Annotated in this window: 19 protein-coding genes; 12 read left to right on the forward strand and 7 right to left on the reverse strand. The window is 66.5% G+C overall.

Features of this window, described 5'->3' with window-relative positions; translation table 11 throughout:
• Positions 1-4: 4 nt before the first annotated feature.
• The 6 genes from bcsG to DFLDMN_RS06640 all read left to right on the forward strand — a co-directional run bounded on the left by bcsG (position 5) and on the right by DFLDMN_RS06640 (position 4,880).
• On the forward strand, positions 5-1,561 hold the full coding sequence (bcsG, locus tag DFLDMN_RS06615) for a cellulose biosynthesis protein BcsG (protein WP_423197674.1): 1,557 nt from the start codon (positions 5-7) through the stop codon (positions 1,559-1,561).
• Between the two features lie 10 nt (positions 1,562-1,571).
• Positions 1,572-1,787 carry a BcsR/BcsP family cellulose biosynthesis protein gene (bcsR, locus tag DFLDMN_RS06620; RefSeq protein WP_423197675.1) on the forward strand — a complete coding sequence of 72 codons (216 nt, stop codon included), beginning with the start codon at positions 1,572-1,574 and terminating at the stop codon, positions 1,785-1,787.
• A 94-nt stretch (positions 1,788-1,881) separates the two neighbouring features.
• Complete coding sequence (locus DFLDMN_RS06625; RefSeq protein WP_423197676.1) at positions 1,882-3,120, forward strand: SpoIIE family protein phosphatase; 1,239 nt, start codon at positions 1,882-1,884, stop codon at positions 3,118-3,120.
• Positions 3,121-3,126: 6 nt separating this feature from the next.
• A complete protein-coding gene (locus tag DFLDMN_RS06630; RefSeq protein ID WP_423197677.1) occupies positions 3,127-3,732 on the forward strand; it encodes a SiaB family protein kinase in 606 nt (201 codons plus the stop codon).
• Between the two features lie 21 nt (positions 3,733-3,753).
• Complete coding sequence (locus DFLDMN_RS06635) at positions 3,754-4,143, forward strand: DUF1987 domain-containing protein (protein ID WP_423197678.1); 390 nt, start codon at positions 3,754-3,756, stop codon at positions 4,141-4,143.
• 20 nt (positions 4,144-4,163) lie between these two features.
• Complete coding sequence (locus tag DFLDMN_RS06640) at positions 4,164-4,880, forward strand: GGDEF domain-containing protein (RefSeq protein ID WP_423197679.1); 717 nt, start codon at positions 4,164-4,166, stop codon at positions 4,878-4,880.
• A 103-nt stretch (positions 4,881-4,983) separates the two neighbouring features.
• Here the strand turns inward: DFLDMN_RS06640 and DFLDMN_RS06645 are convergent, their stop codons facing one another.
• Both DFLDMN_RS06645 and DFLDMN_RS06650 read right to left on the reverse strand, forming a co-directional pair.
• The gene (locus DFLDMN_RS06645; RefSeq protein ID WP_423197680.1) at positions 4,984-5,388 is read right to left on the reverse strand and encodes a winged helix-turn-helix transcriptional regulator; all 405 of its coding nucleotides are present in this window, start codon (positions 5,386-5,388) and stop codon (positions 4,984-4,986) included.
• A gap of 334 nt (positions 5,389-5,722) precedes the next feature.
• On the reverse strand, positions 5,723-6,646 hold the full coding sequence (locus DFLDMN_RS06650; RefSeq protein WP_423197681.1) for a 2-dehydropantoate 2-reductase: 924 nt from the start codon (positions 6,644-6,646) through the stop codon (positions 5,723-5,725).
• Positions 6,647-6,853: 207 nt separating this feature from the next.
• On the opposite strand from DFLDMN_RS06650, the gene DFLDMN_RS06655 reads away from it, so the two are divergent.
• Positions 6,854-7,864 carry an FUSC family protein gene (locus DFLDMN_RS06655; protein ID WP_423197682.1) on the forward strand — a complete coding sequence of 337 codons (1,011 nt, stop codon included), beginning with the start codon at positions 6,854-6,856 and terminating at the stop codon, positions 7,862-7,864.
• Positions 7,865-8,026: 162 nt separating this feature from the next.
• Here the strand turns inward: DFLDMN_RS06655 and DFLDMN_RS06660 are convergent, their stop codons facing one another.
• Both DFLDMN_RS06660 and DFLDMN_RS06665 read right to left on the reverse strand, forming a co-directional pair.
• Positions 8,027-8,398, reverse strand: coding sequence for a hypothetical protein (locus DFLDMN_RS06660; RefSeq protein WP_423197683.1), 372 nt, complete (start codon positions 8,396-8,398; stop codon positions 8,027-8,029).
• A gap of 205 nt (positions 8,399-8,603) precedes the next feature.
• On the reverse strand, positions 8,604-9,578 hold the full coding sequence (locus tag DFLDMN_RS06665) for a LysR substrate-binding domain-containing protein (RefSeq protein ID WP_423197684.1): 975 nt from the start codon (positions 9,576-9,578) through the stop codon (positions 8,604-8,606).
• Positions 9,579-9,720: 142 nt separating this feature from the next.
• On the opposite strand from DFLDMN_RS06665, the gene DFLDMN_RS06670 reads away from it, so the two are divergent.
• The 4 genes from DFLDMN_RS06670 to poxB all read left to right on the forward strand — a co-directional run bounded on the left by DFLDMN_RS06670 (position 9,721) and on the right by poxB (position 15,935).
• Positions 9,721-10,956, forward strand: coding sequence for an alpha-hydroxy acid oxidase (locus DFLDMN_RS06670; RefSeq protein ID WP_423197685.1), 1,236 nt, complete (start codon positions 9,721-9,723; stop codon positions 10,954-10,956).
• A gap of 102 nt (positions 10,957-11,058) precedes the next feature.
• Entirely contained in the window at positions 11,059-12,057 is a 999-nt protein-coding gene (locus tag DFLDMN_RS06675) for a Bug family tripartite tricarboxylate transporter substrate binding protein (RefSeq protein ID WP_423197686.1), read from the forward strand.
• Between the two features lie 647 nt (positions 12,058-12,704).
• Positions 12,705-14,024 carry an oxalate/formate MFS antiporter gene (gene oxlT / locus DFLDMN_RS06680; protein ID WP_423197687.1) on the forward strand — a complete coding sequence of 440 codons (1,320 nt, stop codon included), beginning with the start codon at positions 12,705-12,707 and terminating at the stop codon, positions 14,022-14,024.
• A gap of 180 nt (positions 14,025-14,204) precedes the next feature.
• A complete protein-coding gene (poxB, locus tag DFLDMN_RS06685; RefSeq protein ID WP_423197688.1) occupies positions 14,205-15,935 on the forward strand; it encodes a ubiquinone-dependent pyruvate dehydrogenase in 1,731 nt (576 codons plus the stop codon).
• 78 nt (positions 15,936-16,013) lie between these two features.
• Here the strand turns inward: poxB and DFLDMN_RS06690 are convergent, their stop codons facing one another.
• From DFLDMN_RS06690 to DFLDMN_RS06700, 3 genes are all read right to left on the reverse strand, one after another.
• Positions 16,014-17,168: an alkene reductase gene (locus DFLDMN_RS06690; protein ID WP_423197689.1), complete on the reverse strand. Its 1,155-nt coding sequence runs from the start codon at positions 17,166-17,168 to the stop codon at positions 16,014-16,016.
• Between the two features lie 14 nt (positions 17,169-17,182).
• Positions 17,183-17,986: a 2,5-didehydrogluconate reductase DkgB gene (gene dkgB, locus DFLDMN_RS06695; protein WP_423197690.1), complete on the reverse strand. Its 804-nt coding sequence runs from the start codon at positions 17,984-17,986 to the stop codon at positions 17,183-17,185.
• 199 nt (positions 17,987-18,185) lie between these two features.
• Positions 18,186-19,775, reverse strand: a complete 1,590-nt coding sequence (locus tag DFLDMN_RS06700; protein ID WP_423197691.1) for an aldehyde dehydrogenase (NADP(+)) — start codon at positions 19,773-19,775, stop codon at positions 18,186-18,188.
• Between the two features lie 169 nt (positions 19,776-19,944).
• Here DFLDMN_RS06700 and DFLDMN_RS06705 point away from each other — a divergent pair, with 169 nt between their 5' ends.
• On the forward strand, positions 19,945-20,976 hold the full coding sequence (locus tag DFLDMN_RS06705) for a LysR substrate-binding domain-containing protein (protein ID WP_423197692.1): 1,032 nt from the start codon (positions 19,945-19,947) through the stop codon (positions 20,974-20,976).
• The last annotated feature ends 220 nt before the right edge of the window (positions 20,977-21,196 follow it).

The following is a 21,196-nucleotide window of genomic DNA, read 5'->3' on the forward strand; positions in this document are numbered from 1 at the left end:
CGACATGGGACTCTGGAACCTCTACTTCCTCACCAAGCTGTACCTCTTCCACACCGGGCAGATGAAGCCGCTCTGGCTGCTGAACCTGCTGTTCGCGCTGCTGCTGGTGGCGCCCATGGAGTCGCGCCCGCTGCGCCTGATCCGCCAGGTGCTGGCGCTCGGCGTGGGGGCGGCGCTGGCCTGGCGCGAATCCACCCTGCCACCGTTCGAGCGCGTGATCGCGCAGTTCGCGAATATCCGCGCGTTCACGCCCGCCTACCTGCTGGAGCTGCTGCAGCGGCTGGTATCGATGCAGCTCGTGGTGGCGGCGCTGCTGGTGCTGGTAGTGTTCCTGCTCGTCAACCGCTGGGTGCGGATCACCACCTTCGTGCTGATCGCGCTGATTGCGATGCCGTTCTGGCACGGCCTGGGCGTGGCGCTGCCGGACCGGGTCACGGCCGTGGCGCGCGCCGCCGACAGTCCGCGTGCCGATATCAACGCGACCGGCAACTACGACGCCATCCTGACCGCGTTCCGCCAGCAGGAGGCGCAGCGCACGGCGACCGTGGCGCCGCTGACCGCCAGCCCCGACGCCCGGTTCGACGTGATCTTCCTGCACATCTGCTCGCTGTCGTGGGACGACCTGGACGCAGCCAGAAGCTTGAATCATCCGCTGCTGTCGCGCTTCGACTACCTGTTCAAGAACTTCAGCTCGGCGGCCAGCTACAGCGGACCGGCCGCGATCCGCGTATTGCGCGGCGCGTGCGGACAGGAGCCTCACAAGAACCTGTACGACCCGGCCCCGGCCGAATGCCACGTGTTCGCAGACCTGGCCCAGGCCGGCTTCACCCCGCAGGTGCTGATGAACCACGACGGCCGCTTCGACAATTTCCGCGGCTTCGTCGACAAGGAAATCGGCATGCCCGGCATCCAGCCGGCCGCCACCGACGGCGTACCGGTGGCGATGCGAGCGTTCGACGACTCGCCGGTGCTGGGCGACTTCGCCACCTTCGACAACTGGTACCGCAAGCGGCTCGCGCAGGACGCCGGCCCGGTGGCGCTCTACTACAACACGGTGACGCTGCACGATGGCAACCGGCTGCCGGGCAAGCGGCTGACGAGCCTGGAGTCGTACCCGCTGCGGCTCAAGACGCTGCTCGACGACGTGGACCGCATCCTCGACACCATCGCCAGTTCCGGCCGCAAGGCCGTGGTGGTGTTCGTGCCCGAGCACGGTGCGGCCTTGCGCGGCGACAAGAACCAGATCTCGGGCCTGCGCGAGATTCCCACGCCCAACATCATCCACGTGCCGGTAGGGGTCAAGCTGGTGGGCCTGCCTGCCGCCGAGACACCCCAGCCCGTGGTCATCGACGCGCCCATGAGCTTTCTGGGCCTGTCGCAACTGGTGTTCAACCTGATCGCCGACAGCCCGTTCCGCCAGGGCGCGCCGGCGCTGGCGCACTACGCGGAAGACCTGCCACAGACGCAGATGGTGGGCGAGAACGAAGGAACGATCACGATGAAGCGCACTGACGGCTACGTGGTGCAGACGCCCGACGGCGTCTGGGTCGAACAGAAATAGGCGACTGGCCATGAGCAAACCGGTCACGTCGCGCAAGGCAGCCATCGCCTGCAACGACATCGACGCGCTGAGCGAGAAGGTGGATGGCTTCGACGGTCGTCGCTACTTCGACCAGCAGAGCCAGGTGGAAACCGCCCGGGCCGCGCGGCGCTGGCCGCTGCTGGCTCGCGCGATGGGCCTCGACACTAATGCCGCCACCCCACGCGAGTGGGGCCTAAAGCCTTGATTTGCAAGGACTTTGGTCACGGAGTAGACATATAGACGGCCTAAACTCGGGGCCATTTCCCAATTCGCGTGCCTCGGTTCGCGCTCCTTTTGTCATGTCCGGCTTTCTGGTGGATTCTCCCGCTGCCCGTCCGCGCTTCCGGCAGCCCTGCGCAGAGGATCTGGCCGTGGCCACGCCCTCGGTCACGACCGACCAGACCAACCAGGACGTACTCGAAGTGTTCGCGCTGCACCGGGACCTGGCCTGCCTGCCCGTGACCGAGCAGGGGCGGCCGATCGGCCTGATCAACCGGTCGATCTTCCTGTCGCAGATGAGCAAGCCGTACCATCGCGAGCTGTACAACCGCAAGAGCTGCATCGCGTTCATGGACAAGGAACCGCTGGTGGTCGACGCCGAGATGGGCATCGACGCACTGATGTTCCGGACCGTGGAGTACGGCGAGAAAGCACTGGCCGACGGCTTTATCGTCGCGCGCGGCGGCCAGTATCTCGGCCTGGGCCAAGGGCTGCAGCTGATGCGCGTGGTGGCCGATATCCAGGCCGAGCGCAATCGCCAGATCATGCACAGCATCGACTACGCCAGCATCATCCAGCGCGCGATGCTGCGCGCCTCGCGCGAGGCGCTCGCACGCACGCTGCCCGACGCGGCGCTGGTGTGGGAGCCGCGCGATGTGGTCGGTGGCGACTTCTACCACTTTGCCGCCTACGACGACGGCTGGTTTGCCGCGCTCGCCGACTGTACCGGCCACGGCGTGCCAGGCGCGTTCATGACGCTGATCGCCTCGTCGCTGCTGACGCAGGCCATCGAGCAGCAGGGCCCGCGCGATCCGGGCGCGCTGCTGATGACGGTCAACCGCGGCATCAAGCAGATGCTCGGCCAGATCGAAGGCGGCGATGTCCTCGGCACCGAGTCCAACGACGGCATGGACGCCGCTTTCTTCTGGTTCGACAACGCCACGCGCCGGCTCACCTTCGCGGGCGCCAAGTGCGCGCTGTTCGTGTTCCATCCCGACGAAGCCGACGATCATGTCATCGACGGCGAGCGCAAGGGCGTCGGCTATATCGACACCGGCATGAACTTCGTCTGGCACAACCGACACGTCGAGACGCGGCCGGGCAGCGTGGTGTTCGTGACCACCGACGGCCTGATCGACCAGATTGGCGGCCCCAGGGAAATCGCATTCGGCAAGCGCCGCATCCGCGAGGCCATCCGCGCCCATCGCGCGCTCCCCGCCACGTCGCTGAGCCAGGCGGTGCTGGACGCCCACCGTGCATGGCAAGGCGACAACCGCCGGCGGGACGACCTCACCTACTTCTGCTTCCGCGTCCAATAGTCCGCCATGACCGCTACTTCCACTACCTCCTCCATCGACAACGAATATGGGGCATTCTTTGCCATGGCCCGGGAACGCAACGTGATCTTCTACTACGTCGGCTATTTTTCGCAGAACATCATCGCCGCCATGTCCGATGCGGTGCGTCTCCAGCTGGCCGTGAGCGGGGTGGACGGCGCCACGCGGCGCAAGCTGTTCTCGTCGTTTGTCGAAATGGCGCAGAATATCGTGCACTATTCGTCGGACGCGCTTACGCCGCCGACGCAGGACGACAGCCAGTCGCGCGGCCAGTCGCGCGGCCAGTTGCGTCATGGCTCGGTGTGCATCAGCATGGTGGACGAGCACTATCGCCTGATGTGTTCCAACCCGGTGGCCACCGCGCGCGTGGAGCAGCTGCGCGCGACGCTGGAACCGCTGCGCACCATGACGCTGGAGCAGATCAAGGCGGCCTACAAGGAGACCCTGCGCGCGGAGGCGCCGGAAGGCAGCAAGGGTGCCGGCCTCGGGTTCCTGACCATGGCGCGGGACGCCAGCGCCCCACTCGAATACAACTTTCAGCCGATCGACGCGGACCCGGTTTCGACGATGTTTCAGCTCGTCGCCACGATCTGAACGAATCGGAAAGAGACAGTCATGGAAAACCTGTTCATTGCCGCCACGCCAGACTCGCCGGAAGTCAGCTTCGACTTCCACCAGCATACGCTGTCGCTGAAGGGCGAGTCCTATCCCGAGAATGCCGCCGTCTTCTACGGCGACGCGCTGGTACGCCTGCGCAAGTACCTGGCCGGCCGCGACCAGGCGCAGGTCACCGTCAACGTGGCGCTGACCTACTTCAACAGCTCCAGCACCAAGATCCTGTTCAGCATGTTCGACGCGCTCAACGAAGCCGCCGAACGCGGCAACCGCGTCGTGCTGAACTGGTTCCACGACGAGGACGACGATACCATCCTTGAATTCGGCCAGGAGCTGCACGCCGACTTTCCCGCCATCGAATTCATCGACCAGGTCACCACCAGCAGTTGAACCCGCCGCTCCACGTCTCCATGGCCGAACCCGATCTGTTCGATACGGAAAACAGCGCCCTCGCCCACGCACGCGGAATCTTTCTCGATGGCGAAGCGAGCGCGGCCACGTATCGCGCCACGCTCGGCGAGCTGATCGGCCACTACGAACGCCTGATGCGCGAGACCCGGCGGCTGATCCGCCGCAGCGATCGGGAAGAGCTGGAAATGAACCGGCTCAACCACCGTTTGCAGGAACTCGCGCAGGAACTGGAATACCGCGCCACGCACGACACCCTCTCGGGCGTGCTCAACCGCGGCGCCGTGATCGAGCGGGCCACCGCCGCGCTCGGCAAAAGCAGCCTGGCGCTGATCGTGCTCGACATCGACCATTTCAAGCGGCTCAACGATACGTTCGGCCACCCGGTCGGGGACACGGTGATCTGCGAAGTAACCCGACGGCTGAAGCATGCCGTGCCGGCGGGTGGGCTTATCGGCCGTGTGGGCGGTGAGGAGTTCGCGGCGCTGCTGCCGGGCGTCGGGTGCGACGAAGCGATGGCGCTGGCCGAACACATGCGCCGGCGCATTGGCCAGCAGCCGTTCCCGGCGCCGATCGACCGGCCAGTGACGGCCAGCTTCGGCGTCAGCTGCAATCCGCAAGGGACGAGCTTCGCGCATGCCTATGCGCGCGCCGACGAGGCGCTCTACGAAGCCAAGCGCGCCGGGCGCGACCAGGTGGTCTGCGCCGGTGCGCACTGACAGGGCACGAGGGATGCACGGAAGGCCCGGGAGCGTGCGCAGCGGGTGCCGCCATGGCCGTGCACCATGTGGCGCACCGTCGCGCGCCCCGGCGGGAGCGCCCTCACTCGGTACGCTTGCGCATCTGCGAATCGAAGCGCCGGCGTGACTCCTCGATGGTCGGCAGGTTCTCCCAGGTCCACGCTTCCACGGGCTGCAGCACGTCGCGCAGCGACCGGCCGCGCTCCGACAGTTCGTACTCCACACGTGGCGGCACCGTCGGGTACACCGTGCGCGCCACAAACCCATCGCGCTCCAGATGCCGCAGCGTGACGACCAGCATCCGCTGCGAGATACCGTCAATGGCGCGATGCAGGTCATTGAACCGCATGCATCGCTCGCGCAACGCGGCCAGGATCACGAAGGTCCATTTGTCCCCCACGCGGGAGAGGATTTCGCGGACGTGCTGGTAGTCGTCCGCGTGCAGAAGGTTTGCGCGAGCCGCGCTGACATTGAACTGAACTGACATGACTGTTTTCACTGCGCCTGCCCAGGGAAGTGGTCTTCCCTGCGGCGCGGCTCGCGCTGTTGCATGATCGGGACGCCGTGCGGGGGACATACGCACACGCTATCGAGGCCCGCGAAGTATCTTCTGGTCTCGGGAACCTCACAAGAAGGCACAAATCGGGCAGTAACTTACCGGGTCATAACCTTGGTCATGGCGCGTCGGCTTCTGCACGATGCATGCAAATATAGGCAGATGCGCGTACGCGCTCAATGCTCACGCGTCTCGAATCCATGCTGATTCGTCTCAGGCCCAGGCGCGCCGCCGGTCAGATCGCGGACGCGGCCGCGATCGATGCTCACACCTGCCGCGCGCGTGCGCCGTCGCTGATGGCCCGCAGCAGGGCCAGCAAGGTGCGATTGACCGGTGTGGGAATGCCGTGCGCCTCGCCGGCCTCGACGATGGCGCCGGTCAGCGCATCGACTTCGAGCACGCCGTCGCGCAGCGTATCGGCGTACATCGAGGTGCCGAGGTTGGGTGACAGCGCCAGCAGCGCGGCAAGCACGGTCGCGCCTTCGTCGTTGGCAAACGCGGCGCCGCACGCGCGCCCTACGGCGACGGCCTCGTCGAGGATGTCCATGCACAGCGCGCGGATGTCCGCGTGCGCAAACACCGCGAGCCGTTGCCGCGTGAGCGCGGTGACCGGATTCGCCACCGCATTGATCAGCAGCTTGCGCCATTGCAGCGTGACGAAGTCCGCGCTGACGAAGGTTCGCAGGCAGGTGCCCGCCAGCAGGCGCGCCAGCGCGGCACCGCCGGCATCGTCGGGCACAGCCAGGTCGCGCTCGCCCACATGGCGGAAGCGCACGTGGTGCGGCCCCACGCGTTCGCCATTGAAGTACACCACCACCGGCACCGCCGTGGCCGGGCCGATAAACGGCGCCACCCGCCCGGCATGGCCGATGCCGTTCTGGCATACCGCGACGTGGGTGCCGCGATGGCACAGCGCCGCCAGCCACGCCGCGGCCGAAGGCGTGTCCTGCGCCTTGGTGCACAGCATGACCCAATCCACCGGGCTGGCGGCGGCGGGGTCGACGCAGGTGCGCACCGGCAAGCGCACCATGGCGTCGGCGGGTTCGAAGACGATCTCGTCGAGCGACCGCCGCGCGCACACCACCACGTCGTGCCAACCTTCGAGCGCGAGCGCGGCGGCGATGCTGCCACCCACGCCACCGGCACCGATCACGGCGATGGACTGACGACGACGACTGGACGATTCCATAGGCGAACGGGGCCGCGGACGACCCTCCTCGATAACGACTTGCCGGCGATTTTCCCGGACGAACGCGCCCGCATGCAAGGCGCCATGGCCGCCGCGGAGCACCCCGCCGTGCCTTCCGCCAGAACCTCCGGCATTTGTTCAATTCCCGCCTGGCACGGAGCATGCTCTACACTGTGACTCCCTCCGCTTGCCTGCCGCTGCCCGATCATGCGCGATGTCCTGCTCAAGACCACCAACGTATTGCTCGACCCCAACCGCCGCTATAGCCAGGCCCGGCTGTTTCACGCCGTGCGCGTGGCGCTGGCGCTGCTGGTGTCCATCGCACTGACCACCGGCATCCGCATCCCTCACGGCGAATGGGCCAGCATTACGGTGCTGGTCGTGATCGGCGGCTTGCAGCATCACGGCAATATCCGCCGGCGCGCCGCCGAGCGCGGCGTGGGCACCGCCATCGGGGCGCTGATCGGGCTATTGCTGATCGTCCAGCAGTCCTACCTGCTCCACTGGCCGCTGCTGACCTATCTGCTGATGGCGCTGGTCTGCGGCTACTGCGCCTATCATGCGATCGGCAAGGGGGGCTATATCGCGCTGCTGTCGGCCATCACGGTCGTGATTACCGCCGGCCATGGCGAGCAGAATGTGTTCGACGCCATCTGGCGCACTGTGGATGTGTTTATCGGCACCGTCATCGCGCTGGTGTTCTCGTTCGCGTTGCCGGCGTATGCCTCGTTTTCCTGGCGCACCAAGCTGGCCGCGCTGCTGCGCGCGTGTGCGGCGGTGCATGCCAAGGTGCAACGCGGCCAGTCCGATTCCGCCACCATGCAGAAGGACATGCTCCAGCTCGGCATGCAGCTGGTGCAGTTGCGCAGCCTGATTCCGTCGGTGGCAAAGGAGACCGACGTACCGACCGCGCAGCTCGAGGAGATCCAGCATGCCGCGCGGGTCTGCATCAGCGCGCTGGAATTGATGGCGGCCATCGACCCCAACCCCGATCATCCGCGTGAAGACGAGCGCGGCATTCGCGCGCTGATGCTGGCCCTGGCCGATGGGCTGGAGTCCGGCACCGCGCCGCCTGCGCAGGCGCCACTGCCCGAACCTGCCGTGACCACCGGCTCGTTTGCGTTCTTGTCGCGACGCCTGTCGGCGGAACTGATGCGCATGCGCGACGTGCTGGCCAGCATGAGCGACCAGAACGAGTTTCCATATGCAAAGGGATAGGACGTACGCCAGCCGGACGGAACGCCTGCAGGGCCGCGCAGGGTCGGCCCGCGCAGCAGGTCGATGCAGGGTCGGCGCACCCGGTTGATGCGGCCGCTCAATTCCGCCGGTTGATGCGGCTGGTTGATGCGGCCGGTTGATGCGGCCGGTTGATGCGGCCGATCAGTGTACCGAGGCGCCGGAAATCGGAAAGTTGGCGAGCAGCGTGGCGTGATAGGGCTCGAGCGGCAGACGCACGCCAAGCTCGGCAAACAGGTGCAGGGCGCGCTCGAGCGAGACGAGCACGCCGGGCATCCACAGACGCTGCAGTCGGATCGGCGCCTCTCCCACCTGCTCCGCAAACTGATACAGCCCGTATTCCTGGATCGCCTTGAACAGGACCAGGCCGACGAGATGCAGATCGCCAGTATCGAGCGCGATGGCCGCTTGCGCGGCCCAGCGTTCTTCACGGTTTGTGATGAGATCGGCCTCCGCGAAACGCTCACCGATATGATCCATCTCGAGGGAGGCAGGAAAGTTGGACAGGAGGCTCACTACATTTCTCCAAAGCCAGATAGTCCAATTACGGCAGTCTTGGCAAAAGCTGAAGGGTAGCATGCAGGTCCCGCGATCCGATGCCCCCAATTCTGAGACTTGCCTCAAATCGTCTCGTAAACACCGCAGTCTCCGCAGCATGATGCCGTCTGTCGCAACGGCAGGTGAATGCATCAACACATGACGCATGGCCAGGCGCTGCGACTCACCGCACGGCAAGCGCCTCCGCACCGGGCCAGCGTCCGTTGCGCGCGAGCTCCCGTGCCACTTCCACCAGCACCACGCGCGCGCCCAGGCCCGCCGGCGACAGTTCGTCGTCGGGCAGGCTCGCCAGCAGGCTGGTGCGACGCATTGCCGGATCGGTGATGCGAACGGCGCGCAGGCCATCGGCGTTGTCGTCGTGGCCTGGCACCAGACCCACGCGCGATAGCAGCGAGCCCGGCTGGATGGTGGCGCCGATGCCGGCACCGACGACATCCATCAGCGTATTCACGCCATCGACTTCGAGCGCGACGTTCGGCACCGTGCCAACCTCGCGGAACGCGTCGAGCACGAGGTTGCGCAGCGTATGCGTGCCGCTTGGCAGGATCAGCGGCATATCGCCGAGCGCTGCCACCGATATCTCGCGCGTATCGTGGGTATCGCGGGGCCCGTCGGGCATGCCGGGCAGATCCCGGTGGCCGATCAGGAAGAGGCGCTCATCGAGCAACGGCACCACGGTCCAGCGGCACGCCGAGGTAGCGGTAAACACGACGGCGAGATCGAGCTGGCGCGAATTGAGCAGCGCTTCGAGATTGCCGGCGAGTCCCTCGACAATTTTCAGCCGCACCGCGGGATACCGCGCGCGCATGGCCACCACAAACGGCAGCGCCAGCATCGAGGCCGTGGTCGCGGCCATGCCGATGCTGACCTGCCCCGACAGCCGGCCCTGGTGAGCCACGCTGACCGCGGTCTCGACCTGGCGCAGGATCAGCTGCGCCTGGCGGAAGAAATCGAGTCCGGCGTCGGTGGGAAACACGCCGGTGGAGCGCCGCTGCAGCAAGCGCGTGGCGAGCTCGCCTTCGAGCTGGCTGATCTGCTGGCTCAACGTGGAGGTGGCAAGCCCAAGTTCGACGGCCGCGCGCCCCATGCTGTTCAACTCGACGACGCGGACGAAATAGCGAAGCTGGCGGAGTTCCATCGGCGGGAGAAGGACGAGAGCGGCGTTCAAGTATACCGAACGCCCCTTCGCCGCAGGCTTATGCCGCGTGCGGCATGGCCCTCTAGACTGCCGCCATGTCGCACTCATCCCGCCCTGTCGCCATGATCCACGGAGTCCCCGCATGACCTCGCATGCGCAACCGCGTCCGGACCTCGCCGCGCCCGCGCCACCCGCGGCCGATACCCACCGTCGCCGCGTCGATGCCCGCTATCGTCACCTCCTCTCGCTGCAAGACTTCGAGGCCGCCGCGCGGCGCCGGCTGCCACGTCCGATCTTTGGTTACGTCAGTGGCGGCGTGGAAGACAGCCTCTCGCTCGACGACAACCGGCGTGTGTTCAGCGAGTACGGCTTCGTGCCGCGCTTTCTCGTCGGCGTGGCCGAGCGCTCGGCACAGACCACACTGTTCGGCCGCACCTATGCGGCACCGTTCGGCATCGCGCCGATGGGCATCGTGGCGCTGTCCGGGTATCGCGGCGATATCGCGCTGGCCCGTGCCGCGGCCGGCGCCAATATCCCGATGATCATCAGCGGCTCGTCGCTGATTCCGCTCGAGGACATCGCCGCGGCGGGCGACCGGCCGTGGTTCCAGATCTACCTGCCGCCCGACCTCGCGCGCACCGATGCGCTGATCGAGCGCGTCGCGCGTGCCGGCATCGACACGCTGGTCGTGACGGTCGACGTGGCGGTGCCCGGCAATCGCGAGAACAACTTGCGTACGGGCTTTTCCACCCCGCTGCGTCCGAGCTTGCGTCTTGCCTGGGATGGCCTGATGCGGCCGCGCTGGCTGCTCGGCACCTTCGCGCGCACGCTGCTGCATCACGGCATGCCGCACTTCGAAAATTCGTTTGCCACGCGCGGCGCGCCGATCGTATCGCGCAACGTGGAGCGCGAATTCAGCGGCCGCGCGCATCTCGACTGGAGCGTGATTCGCCATATCCGCCAACGCTGGCACGGTCCGCTCATCGTCAAGGGCCTGCTCGATCCCGCCGACGTCAAGCTTGCCGTTGCCGCCGGCGCCGACGGCATCATCGCCTCCAACCATGGCGGCCGCCAGCTCGACACGGCGATCTCGCCGCTGCGCACGCTGCCGGCGATGGTGACGGCGGCCGGCGACCGACCCGTGATGCTCGATGGCGGCATCCGGCGCGGCACCGACGTCATGAAGGCACTGGCCCTGGGTGCGCGTCATGTCTTTGTCGGGCGGCCCTTCAACTACGCCACCGTCCATGGGGAGGACGGCGTGGCCTATGCCATCCGCATCCTGCGCGATGAAATCGTGCGCACGATGGGCGCCCTGGGCATCAACACGCTCGCGCAGATGACGGCCGACCGGCTGGTGCCGCTGCCGCCACGGTAACGGCAGCCGGCGTCGAATCTCATCACAACGCCACAACACCCCAACACCCCAACACCCCAACACCCCAACACCTAAACATTCCAGAACACGGAGGAGACCACCATGAAGCGACGCCAATTTCTTGCCGCGGCAGGCAGCCTGCCGCTGTCCTTACCGCTGTCCGTGCCACTGTTGCGCGCCGGCGCGGCCCATGCGGCCACCGACTACCCTCGCCGCGCCATCACGTACGTGGCGCCTTATCCGGCCGGCACCACCACCGACTTCGTCGCGCGCGCGGTTGCGCAGGCGCTCTCGACCGAAGTCGGCCAGCCGGTCGTGGTCGACAACCGCGCGGGCGCGGGCGGCACCATCGGCAGCGGCCTGGTCGCACATGCCAGGCCCGATGGATACACCCTGTTGCAAGGCTCCACCAGCACACATGGCATCAATCCCACGCTGTACGCCAAGCTGCCTTACGACGCCGACAGGAGCTTCGCGCCGGTCGGCCTGATCGCCTCGTCACCGCTGATCCTCGTGCTCAATCCTTCGGTGCCGGCACGCTCGGTGCAGGAACTCATCGCGTTGGCGCGCGCCAGGCCCGGCAGCCTGCGTTACGGCTCCGCCGGCAACGGTTCGTCCCAGCATCTGGCAGGGCAACTGTTCGAATCCCGTGCGGGAGTCGACTTCATGCACGTGCCCTACAAGGGCGGCTCGGCCGCCATGACGGACCTGCTCGGTGGCCAGATCGACATGATGTTCGAAATCTTTCCGACCGCCCTGCCGCATATGCAAAGCGGACGCCTGCGCGCGCTCGGCGTGACCTCGCCGCAGCGCATGCCCAACCTGCCCGACCTCGTCACGCTGTCGGAAGCCGGCGTGCCCGGCTACGAGATGTCGACCTGGCACGGCGTGCTCGCGCCGGTGGGCACGCCGCGCGATATCGTGCAGGCGTTGAACCGCGCGCTCGCGCGGGCGCTCGCGCAACCCGCGCTGCAGACGCGCTTTGCCGCCGCCGGATTGCAAGCCGCGCCGGGCTCGCCGGAAGATTTCGGCAAATTCATCCGCGCCGAAGTGCAACGATGGGCCGGGCTGGTCAAGGCCTCGGGCGCCCGGATCGAATAGCGCGGCGCCTTGCAACCGCCGTGCGCCATGCCAGCCGATTCCCATTATTTCGCCGGCGCTTCCATTTGCTTGTTGCGCCGCATTATTTTTTAACCCTTTTCTGACAATTTTGTAATGTTAATGCGCCGCCGTCACATGTCAAAAATGTAATGAAAAAACCGCGCGCAGAAATTCGCGATTCACTTATAACGTAGAAACGTGCTGAGGACTGGTGTCACTCAGCATGACTCAGCCTACAGGCCGGCCTGTGGGCATTTTTTTTGCCAAATTATTCCGTTTCGATGTGAACAGATAATAAAAATTAAAATCCGGAATAACTGCCTGATTTGGTGAAAACCCTGCCATTCCTTTACCTTGACTTACTTGGTATATCACATACTGTGTAGCCGTTCCCCTCGCATTTTCTAATTCGATGGACACAACCAGGTAAAAAGCTGCCACTGACGCAGCAAGGGAATTCTTTTGCCTGCCGGAACAGCAACAGAAATATCAGTCAATAAAGCATGCGCTTTTAAAGCGATTCGACATAAAGGCATCGCCAGCGATGGTTCGCGCTATTCATTCCATTTTGTCAGCGCCCGTCGTAATCAATATACAGGAGACATCAAAAATGCCTGCGGCCACCAACACCACCCCAAGGAGCTCCCATGAATAACGCCTCGGCAACGCTCCGCCCGTCCCAGCCGAACGCCGAATCCAAGCGCTGGTTCCAGCTCATCGCAGGCGTCGTCTGCATGGTGGCCACGGCAAATATCCAGTACGCATGGACGCTGTTCGTACCGGAAATCCAGGAAACCCACGGCTGGCCCCGTGCGCAGATCCAGGTGGCCTTCACCCTGTTCGTGCTGGTCCAGACCTGGCTCGCGCCTGTGGAGGGTTACTTCATCGACAAGTTCGGGCCACGCCTGATGGTGGCGTTCGGTGCCGTGCTGATCGGCGCCGCATGGGTCATCAACGCCCAGGCCACCACCTTGATGGGCTTCTATGTCGGCGCGGCCGTGGGCGGTGTCGGGGTAGGCTCGATCTACGCGACCTGCATCAACAACGCGCTCAAATGGTTCCCGGACCGGCGCGGACTGGCCGTGGGCCTGACCGCCGGCGGCTACGGCGCAGGCTCCGCCGCCACCATCCTGCCGATCGCGGCGATGATCGAGTCGTCGGGCTACCAGGACACGTTCTTCTTCTTCGGCATCCTGCAGGGTTCCATTGCGTTTATCGCCGCATGGTTCCTGCGTGCGCCCAAGTCGCTCGAGGTGCGCGGCTCCACCAAGCTGGCCCAGGCCACGCGCGACTACACGCTCAAGGAGGCGATGAGCACGAAGCTGTTCTGGCTGATGCTGGTGATGTTCGTGCTGGTGGTGACCGGCGGCATGATGGCCGTGGCGCAGCTCGGCGTCATCGCCAAGGATCTTGGCGTCAAGGACTTCCAGGTCGACCTGCATTTCTTCGTCATGGCCGCCCTGCCCCTTGCGCTGATGCTCGACCGCGTCATGAACGGCATCTCGCGTCCGCTGTTCGGCTGGATCTCGGACAACATCGGGCGAGAGAAGACCATGGTGATCGCCTTTTCGCTGGAAGGCATCGGCATCATCGCGCTCGGCTACTTCGGCAGCGATCCCTACGCGTTCCTGCTGCTGTCCGGTCTGGTGTTCCTGGCCTGGGGCGAGGTGTATTCGCTGTTCTCCGCGCTGGCTGGCGATGCGTTCGGCACCAAGCACATCGGCAAGATCTACGGCGTGCTCTATACCGCCAAGGGCATTGGCGCGCTGTTCGTGCCGATCGGCAACCTGATGATGGAAGCGACCGGTACGTGGTCGACCGTGCTGTACACGGTTGCGGCCATGGACCTGACCGCGGCTTTCCTCGCCTTCATGGTGCTGCGACCGGTACTGGCGAGCCACGTGGCCCAGTCGAAGAGCCTGTTCGCCAAGGAGACCGCCGCGACCGCCGCGCATGCCAGTGCCTGAGCGGGCCGCGACGTCACCGCCGTGCCCTGATGGCATCGGTTGGTGACATCGGTCGGCCCGCCTGGCCGACCGACCATGCCATGACGCCAAAAGCGGGCTTCTGCGGAAGCCCGCTTTGGCGCATTCCACGTTGGGCACTACAGTGGAAGTCTTCACGTCACTGCCCAGCGAGGAGCGAGCATGCCCACCACCAACGCAGCCGATCTGATCACGTCCGTTCTCCACAGCGCCGGCGTCCGCCGTATCTATGGGGTGGTGGGCGACAGCCTCAATGGCATTACCGAATCGCTGCGCAAGCGCGACGACATCGCGTGGATCCATACCCGCCATGAAGAATCGGCCGCTTTCGCGGCCGGCGCGGAGGCACATCTGACGGGCGAGCTGGCGGTATGCGCGGGCAGTTGCGGGCCGGGCAACCTGCACCTGATCAATGGCCTGTTCGACTGCCACCGCTCGCGCGTGCCCGTACTGGCGATCGCCGCACATATTCCGAGCGCGGAGATCGGCCGCAACTACTTTCAGGAAACCCACCCGGACCAGCTGTTCCGCGAATGCAGCCACTATTGCGAACTGATCACCAGTGTCGAGCAGTTGCCCGGTGTGCTGGAGACCGCCATCCGCACCGCCGTCGGCAAGCGTGGCGTGGCCGTGATCGTGATTCCGGGCGACGTGGCACTGCGCCAGGTCGGCGCCGAGATGTCGGCCTCCGCCGCGCTCACGCTACCACCGCCGGTCGTGGTGCCGGACCGCGCCTCGCTGTCCACCCTCGCCGACATGCTGCGCGCCAGCCGCAAGACCACGCTGCTGTGCGGGCGCGGCTGCGCGGGCAGCCATGACCAGGTGGTACGGCTGGCGCAGACGCTGAAGGCGCCCATCGTGCATGCGCTCGGCGGCAAGGAATATATCGAGTACGACAATCCCTACGATGTCGGCATGACCGGCCTGATCGGCTTCAGTTCAGGCTACCAGGCCATGGAAAACTGCGAGACCCTGCTGATGCTGGGGACCGATTTTCCGTACCGGCAGTTCTATCCTTCGCATGCCCGCATCATCCAGATCGACGTGCGTCCGGAGAACCTTGGCCGCCGCACGCGGCTGGACCTGGGGCTGGTCGGCGATGTCGGCGCCACGCTCGACGCCCTGCAGCCACTGCTGACGCCGGCCACCGACAGCGCGCACCTGGACGCGTGCGTGCGCCACTATCGCAATGCCCGCCAGGAGCTCGACGACCTCGCCAGCGGCGACAGCGGCCGCCAGCCGATCCACCCGCAGTACGTGGCACGCCTGCTGAGCGAACAGGCCAGCGACGACGCGGTGTTCACCTTCGACGTCGGTACCACCACCATCTGGGCCGCGCGCTATCTGCGGATGAACGGACGGCGCCGCATGATCGGCTCGCTGGCGCATGGCTCGATGGCCAACGCCCTGCCCCAGGCCATCGGTGCACAGGCCGCGTTTCCGCAACGCCAGGTGATCAGCATGTCCGGCGACGGCGGCTTTGCCATGATGATGGGCGACTTTCTCACGCTGACGCAGCAACGCCTGCCCGTGAAGGTGGTGGTGTTCAACAACAGCGTGCTCGGCTTTGTCGCGCTCGAAATGAAGGCGGCCGGGCTGCTGGAAGCCGGCACATCGCTGCAGAACCCCGACTTCGCCGCGATGGCGCGCGCGGTCGGCATCCATGGCCAGCGCGTGGAAGACCCGCGCGCCCTGCCCGAGGCGGTGGCGGCCATGCTCGCGCATGACGGTCCCGCGCTGCTCGACGTGGTGACGAACACGCAGGAACTGGCCATGCCGCCGGCCCTCAAGGCCGAACAGGTCAAGGGCTTCAGCCTGTGGGCACTGAAGGCGGTGATGAACGGGCGCGCGGACGAACTGGTGGAACTGGCCAGGACCAATCTGCTGCGCTAGCACGGCCGTCGCACCGGCCCACGCTGGTGCGATCGACAGGACGCCCTGGCCGGGACACCCTCGCCGGGACACAATTACCTACGCGGCCTCCGCGCGCATGACCGCATAGTCGGTCAGCCCGGCTGCCCCGCCGCCGAACAGCGTATCCCGATCGTGCGGCGTGAGCGCGGCACCCGCGCGCAGGCGGGCCGGCAGGTCCGGATTGGCCACAAAGGGCCGGCCGAACGCGATCAGGTCGGCCCAGCCTTCGCGCAAGGCGGCGTTGGCGCGTTCCAGCGTGTACTTGCCGGCATAGATCAGCGTGCCCGCATAAGCCTCGCGCAGGCGGCGCTTGAACGCGGTGGACATATGCGGGGCGTCGTCCCAGTCCGCCTCGGCGATATGGATGTAGGCGACACCGATGTCACCGAGCAGCCCGGCCGCCGCGGTATAGGTGGTCTCGGGATCGGCATCGACGCAACCGTTGAGCGTGGTCAGCGGCGCCAGGCGGATGCCCACGCGATCCTTGCTGCCGGTGCCCTCGACCAGCGCCTGTGCCACCTCGCCGAGAAAGCGCAGGCGATTGTCGAGCGAGCCGCCATAGGCATCCGTGCGCGTGTTGGCGCCGGAGTCGATGAACTGGTTCACCAGGTAGCCATTGGCCGCGTGCAGCTCCACGCCATCGAAGCCGGCCGCCATGGCATTGCGCGCGGCCTGGCGGAACTCGTCGACCACCGCACCAATCTCGTCCACCGACAGCGCGCGGGGCGCCGACGCCTGCACAAAGCCCGGCCGGCCATCGCGCTCGGCCACGAATACATTGACCCCCTGCGCCTGGAGCGCCGACGAGGATACCGGTGCCTGCCCGTCGAGCAGGCTGACATGACTGAGCCGGCCCACGTGCCACAGTTGGGCGAAGATGCGCCCGCCGGCGGCATGCACGGCGTCGGTCACCAGGCGCCAGCCGGCCACCTGTCGTGGCGTGTGAATGCCGGGCGTCCACGCATACCCCTTGCCGAGCGGCGACACCCACGTGCCTTCGCTGACGATCAGGCCGGCGCTCGCGCGTTGCGCGTAATACTCGGCCATCAGCGCATTGGGAATGTCGCCGGGCTGGCTGGCACGCGAGCGCGTCATCGGCGGCATGACGATACGGTTGGGCAGCGTGAGACTGCCAAGCACGTACGGGGTGAACAACGGCGCAGCGGCGGCGGGGTCAGGCCCGCCCATAGGGAAACGATTGACTTCAGACATGGTTCGCTCCCCGCTCAGTCCCACACCGGGGCCAGGCCCTCGGGGCTGACCTCGCGCCCGTTGCGCTCCAGCCGCGCGATCGCCGCCATATCGTCGGCATCGAGCTTCAGATCGCGGGCCAGCAGATTACTGGCGAGGTTCTCGCGCCGCGTCGACGACGGAATCACCGCGTAGCCGAGTTGCAGTGCCCACCCGAGTGCCACCTGCGCCACGGTGGCCCCATGCTTGCGCGCAATCTCGCCGAGCACCGGGTCCTGCAGCACCTTGCCGTAGGCCAGCGTCATGTACGACGTCACGGTAATGCCCTGCGCCTCCAGGAACGCGGTCAGCTTGCGGTTTTGCAGATAGGGACTCAGTTCGATCTGGTTGGTGGCGATCTCGCCCTTGCCAACCACATCGATCGCCTGCTGCGTCAGCGCGATATTGAAGTTGGAGACGCCGATCTGCCGCGTCAGGCCCAGCGCCTTGGCTTGCGCGAGCGCCGTCATGGTCTCCGCCAGCGGCACGCCGTTGCCGGGCGCCGGCCAGTGGATCAGCGTGAGATCGACATAGTCGGTGCGCAGCCTGGCCAGGCTCTCGCGCAGGCTCGGCACGAGCTTGTCGGCGGCATAGTTGGCGGTCCAGATCTTGGTGGTGACAAACAACTGGTCCCGCGCGATGCCGCTGGCCGCGATGGCCGTGCCGACATCGGCTTCGTTCTTGTAGATCTGCGCCGTGTCGATCGCGCGGTAGCCAAGCTCCAGCGCATTGCGCACCGAGTCCACGGCGACCTGGCCGGTCAGGCGGAAGGTACCGACGCCGAATGAGGGAATGCTCACGGAAAACTCCTGTGGGTTGGGCCGCCGGCAACTCGCCACCAGCGGGAATACCACGGAGTCTGCCCGATCCAATCTTGCGGATAAACGTGCAAATTTACGAAAGATATTTGAGCACAGATCAACAGTCTCCGGTCGCATCCCGTCGTCGCCGGGCGCGGGCAACTCCTTGTCGTCCCGCCACTGCGGGGGCGCGCCGGGCTTACGCGACGATGGGCGCGCGTGTCAGCGCGCCATTCACCAACCGGTCGATGCCGAGCGGATTGGCGTTCTGCAACGCGGGCGGCAGCAACGCATCGGCAAAGTTCTGGAAGCACACCGGGCGCAGGAAACGGTCGATCGCCAGCGTTCCCACCGAGGTACCGCGCGCATCGGAGGTGGCGGGGTACGGGCCGCCGTGCACCATGGCGTCGCACACTTCGACGCCGGTGGGATAGCCGTTGACCAGCAGCCGGCCGGCCTTGTGCTCGAGCGCGGCGACCAGCGATGCGGCGCCGGCCAGGTCGTCGGGCTCCGCGATCAGTGTCGCCGTGAGCTGGCCTTGCAGGGCATCGACGGCACGAGCGAGCGCGGCGGCATCGTCGAGCTCGACCAGCACCGTGCAGGGGCCGAATACCTCTTGCTGCAAATGGCCGTCCGCCTGCCATAGCAAGGCCGGGTCGGCGCGCCACAGTGCGGCCGACGCGCGGCCCGCTTGCGCCGGCGCCGCGGCCAGCGGGGTCATGCCGGGCGTATCGGCAAACCGGCGCACGCCGTCCTCATAGTGCTGCAAGCCGGCGGCATTGAGCATGGTCTGGGTGGGCGCTGCCGCGATGCCGGACTTGAAATGTTCGACAAAGCCATCGAGCGCGGCCGAACGGATGCCGAGGATCAGACCCGGATTGGTGCAGAACTGCCCGGCGCCCAACGTGACGGAGGCGGCCAGCTCGCGCGCGATCTCCGCGCCGCGACGCGCGAGCGCCTGCGGCATCAGGATCATCGGGTTGACGCTGCTCATCTCCGCAAACACGGGAATCGGCTGCGGCCGCGCGGCGGCCATATCGCACAATGCGCGCCCACCGCGCAGCGAGCCCGTAAAGCCGACCGCGCGAATGGCCTCGTGCTTGACCAGATGCGCGCCGACGCGGTCGCCGAATACCATATTGAAGACGCCCCGCGGCATGTCGGTGGCTTCCGCTGCCTGCACCACCACATCGGCAATCACCGCCGCGGTGGCCATATGGCCCGGATGGGCCTTGAACACCACCGGACAGCCCGCCGCCAGCGCCGATGCCGTATCGCCGCCGGCCGTCGAGAATGCCAGCGGGAAATTGCTGGCGCCGAACACGGCGACCGGCCCCACGCCGATGCGGTACTGGCGCAAGTCGGCACGCGGCAATGGCGTTCGTTGCGGCAAGGCCAGATCGATGCGCGCGCCGAGATAATCGCCGCGCCGCAGCACCGTGGCAAACAGCCGCAACTGCTGGCTGGTGCGGGTGCGTTCGCCCGCGATACGCGCGGTGGGCAGCGCGGTTTCACGGCTGACCAGTGCGATAAAGTCCTCGCCCAGCGCGTCGATGCCATCGGCTACCGCGTCGAGAAAGCGCGCGCGTTGCGCGGGCGCCAGCGTGCGGAAGGCGGGATAGGCGGACGCCGCGGCGCGGGCGGCCGCGTCGACCTCGTCCACCGTGGCTTCGTGGAATACGTACGGCAGCCGCTCGTCGGTCTGCGCATCGACGCTGTACAGCAGGGTGGCACCGGCCGCACGACGCGCACCGCCTATATATTGCTGGCCGGAAGGTTGCATCGGCATGGAAGTCTCCTGAGAACGCCGCGGCGTGGCCGCGAATGTCGGAGGACTCTATGTGCGGGCACCCGTGCGCGCCAATGAAAATCGGTGATGGGCCGATAAGCGGCGGTTATCCGTGTACCCTGCCGGGATGCATCGAAGGCGCTATAGTGTCGGCTTTTGCCGCCGCGCCATGCCCCTCACGGCCCTTCCCTCGCTCGCCACCATTGCATCAAGACTGCGCCTGAAGCAACTGCGCCTGCTGATCGCGCTGGACAATCACGGCTCGCTGCACAAGGCCGCGGACGACATCGCCATCTCGCAACCGGGCGCCACCAAGGCGCTGCGCGAGATCGAGGATATCCTGGGCATGTCGTTGTTCGAGCGCCAGCCCAAGGGGCTCGTTGCCAATGAACTGGGCAAGTGCGTGACCCGCTATGCGCGGCTGATCTACAGCGACCTCGAACACCTTCACGCCGAAATCACCGCAATCGCACAGGGTCATGGCGGCCATCTGGCGGTGGGGGTGATCATGGGCGCGATTCCGCTGCTGACGCGCGCGCTCGGCACCTTGCGCGAGCGGCAACCGCACCTGTCGGTGGAAATCATCGAGAACACCAGCGCGGCGCTGCTGCCGCTACTCGACGAAGGCCGCATCGACGTGGCGCTGTGCCGGTGCGGGGTGAGCCGCCGGCCCGGCGCATACGAGTGCATGGCGCTGGAGATGGAGCCGCTGGCCGTGGTGGCCGCGCCCACACATCCGCATGCCAATGCCGCCGCGCTGACGCTGGCCGACCTCGCCGCCATGCCGTGGATGGCGTATCCGGTCAACACACCGATGCGCCACGCGCTGGAGCGCGAGTTCAACGACGCCGGCATCGACTTGCCGCGCTACCCGCTGGAGACCGCCTCGGCGTTCGCCACGCTGACCATGCTGCAGGAAACGCCCGATCTGGTGGCGGTGGTACCGCGTGCGGTGGCGGAGTTCGGCGAGCGCTTTGGCATGCTGGTGCGGCTGCCAGTGCCGATGCGGGCCCTCGACGATCCCTATGGCGTGATCACGCGTGCCGGCGCGGACCTCTCGCCCGCCGCGCAGTTGCTGATCGCCGCACTGCAGGCGCATTGCGAAACGCCGCCGCACGCTGTCCGCGCCGACGGTGCGTACGCAGACCACCCGCGCACAGACGACCCGCACACGGACGGCAACCCCTCGCGCCGCTCGTAGGGTACTTCACGGCACGCGACGCGATCGCGGAGGCCGACCGCCTGTGTCGCCCGGTGCCGCCTCCATTTCTTCCGTTGCAGCCAGTGTCGCGCAGTGCCCGTGCCCGCACATCGACTGCTGCCCCCACGCGGGAAGGCACCTATGGGCGCGCCGGTCCGGCGATGCTATGTTGAGCGGTCCAGCCGGACGCCATGACTTGTGACCATGCGCCGGCTGCTTG

Origin of the sequence: Cupriavidus sp. H19C3, from assembly GCF_049393815.1 — a bacterium.
Classification (GTDB): domain Bacteria; phylum Pseudomonadota; class Gammaproteobacteria; order Burkholderiales; family Burkholderiaceae; genus Cupriavidus.

Excerpts from the sequence above, each read along its gene's own strand:
- bcsG (WP_423197674.1), top strand. The coding sequence starts at position 5 with ATGGGACTCTGGAACCTCTACTTCCTCACCAAGCTGTACCTCTTCCAC.
- DFLDMN_RS06670 (WP_423197685.1), top strand. The coding sequence starts at position 9,721 with ATGACCTCGCATGCGCAACCGCGTCCGGACCTCGCCGCGCCCGCGCCA.
- bcsR (WP_423197675.1), top strand. The coding sequence starts at position 1,572 with ATGAGCAAACCGGTCACGTCGCGCAAGGCAGCCATCGCCTGCAACGAC.
- DFLDMN_RS06705 (WP_423197692.1), top strand. The coding sequence starts at position 19,945 with ATGCCCCTCACGGCCCTTCCCTCGCTCGCCACCATTGCATCAAGACTG.
- DFLDMN_RS06675 (WP_423197686.1), top strand. The coding sequence starts at position 11,059 with ATGAAGCGACGCCAATTTCTTGCCGCGGCAGGCAGCCTGCCGCTGTCC.
- DFLDMN_RS06625 (WP_423197676.1), top strand. The coding sequence starts at position 1,882 with ATGTCCGGCTTTCTGGTGGATTCTCCCGCTGCCCGTCCGCGCTTCCGG.
- DFLDMN_RS06630 (WP_423197677.1), top strand. The coding sequence starts at position 3,127 with ATGACCGCTACTTCCACTACCTCCTCCATCGACAACGAATATGGGGCA.
- oxlT (WP_423197687.1), top strand. The coding sequence starts at position 12,705 with ATGAATAACGCCTCGGCAACGCTCCGCCCGTCCCAGCCGAACGCCGAA.
- DFLDMN_RS06635 (WP_423197678.1), top strand. The coding sequence starts at position 3,754 with ATGGAAAACCTGTTCATTGCCGCCACGCCAGACTCGCCGGAAGTCAGC.
- DFLDMN_RS06665 (WP_423197684.1), bottom strand. The coding sequence starts at position 9,578 with ATGGAACTCCGCCAGCTTCGCTATTTCGTCCGCGTCGTCGAGTTGAAC.
- DFLDMN_RS06645 (WP_423197680.1), bottom strand. The coding sequence starts at position 5,388 with ATGTCAGTTCAGTTCAATGTCAGCGCGGCTCGCGCAAACCTTCTGCAC.
- DFLDMN_RS06640 (WP_423197679.1), top strand. The coding sequence starts at position 4,164 with ATGGCCGAACCCGATCTGTTCGATACGGAAAACAGCGCCCTCGCCCAC.
- poxB (WP_423197688.1), top strand. The coding sequence starts at position 14,205 with ATGCCCACCACCAACGCAGCCGATCTGATCACGTCCGTTCTCCACAGC.
- DFLDMN_RS06650 (WP_423197681.1), bottom strand. The coding sequence starts at position 6,646 with ATGGAATCGTCCAGTCGTCGTCGTCAGTCCATCGCCGTGATCGGTGCC.
- DFLDMN_RS06690 (WP_423197689.1), bottom strand. The coding sequence starts at position 17,168 with ATGTCTGAAGTCAATCGTTTCCCTATGGGCGGGCCTGACCCCGCCGCC.
- DFLDMN_RS06655 (WP_423197682.1), top strand. The coding sequence starts at position 6,854 with ATGCGCGATGTCCTGCTCAAGACCACCAACGTATTGCTCGACCCCAAC.
- DFLDMN_RS06700 (WP_423197691.1), bottom strand. The coding sequence starts at position 19,775 with ATGCCGATGCAACCTTCCGGCCAGCAATATATAGGCGGTGCGCGTCGT.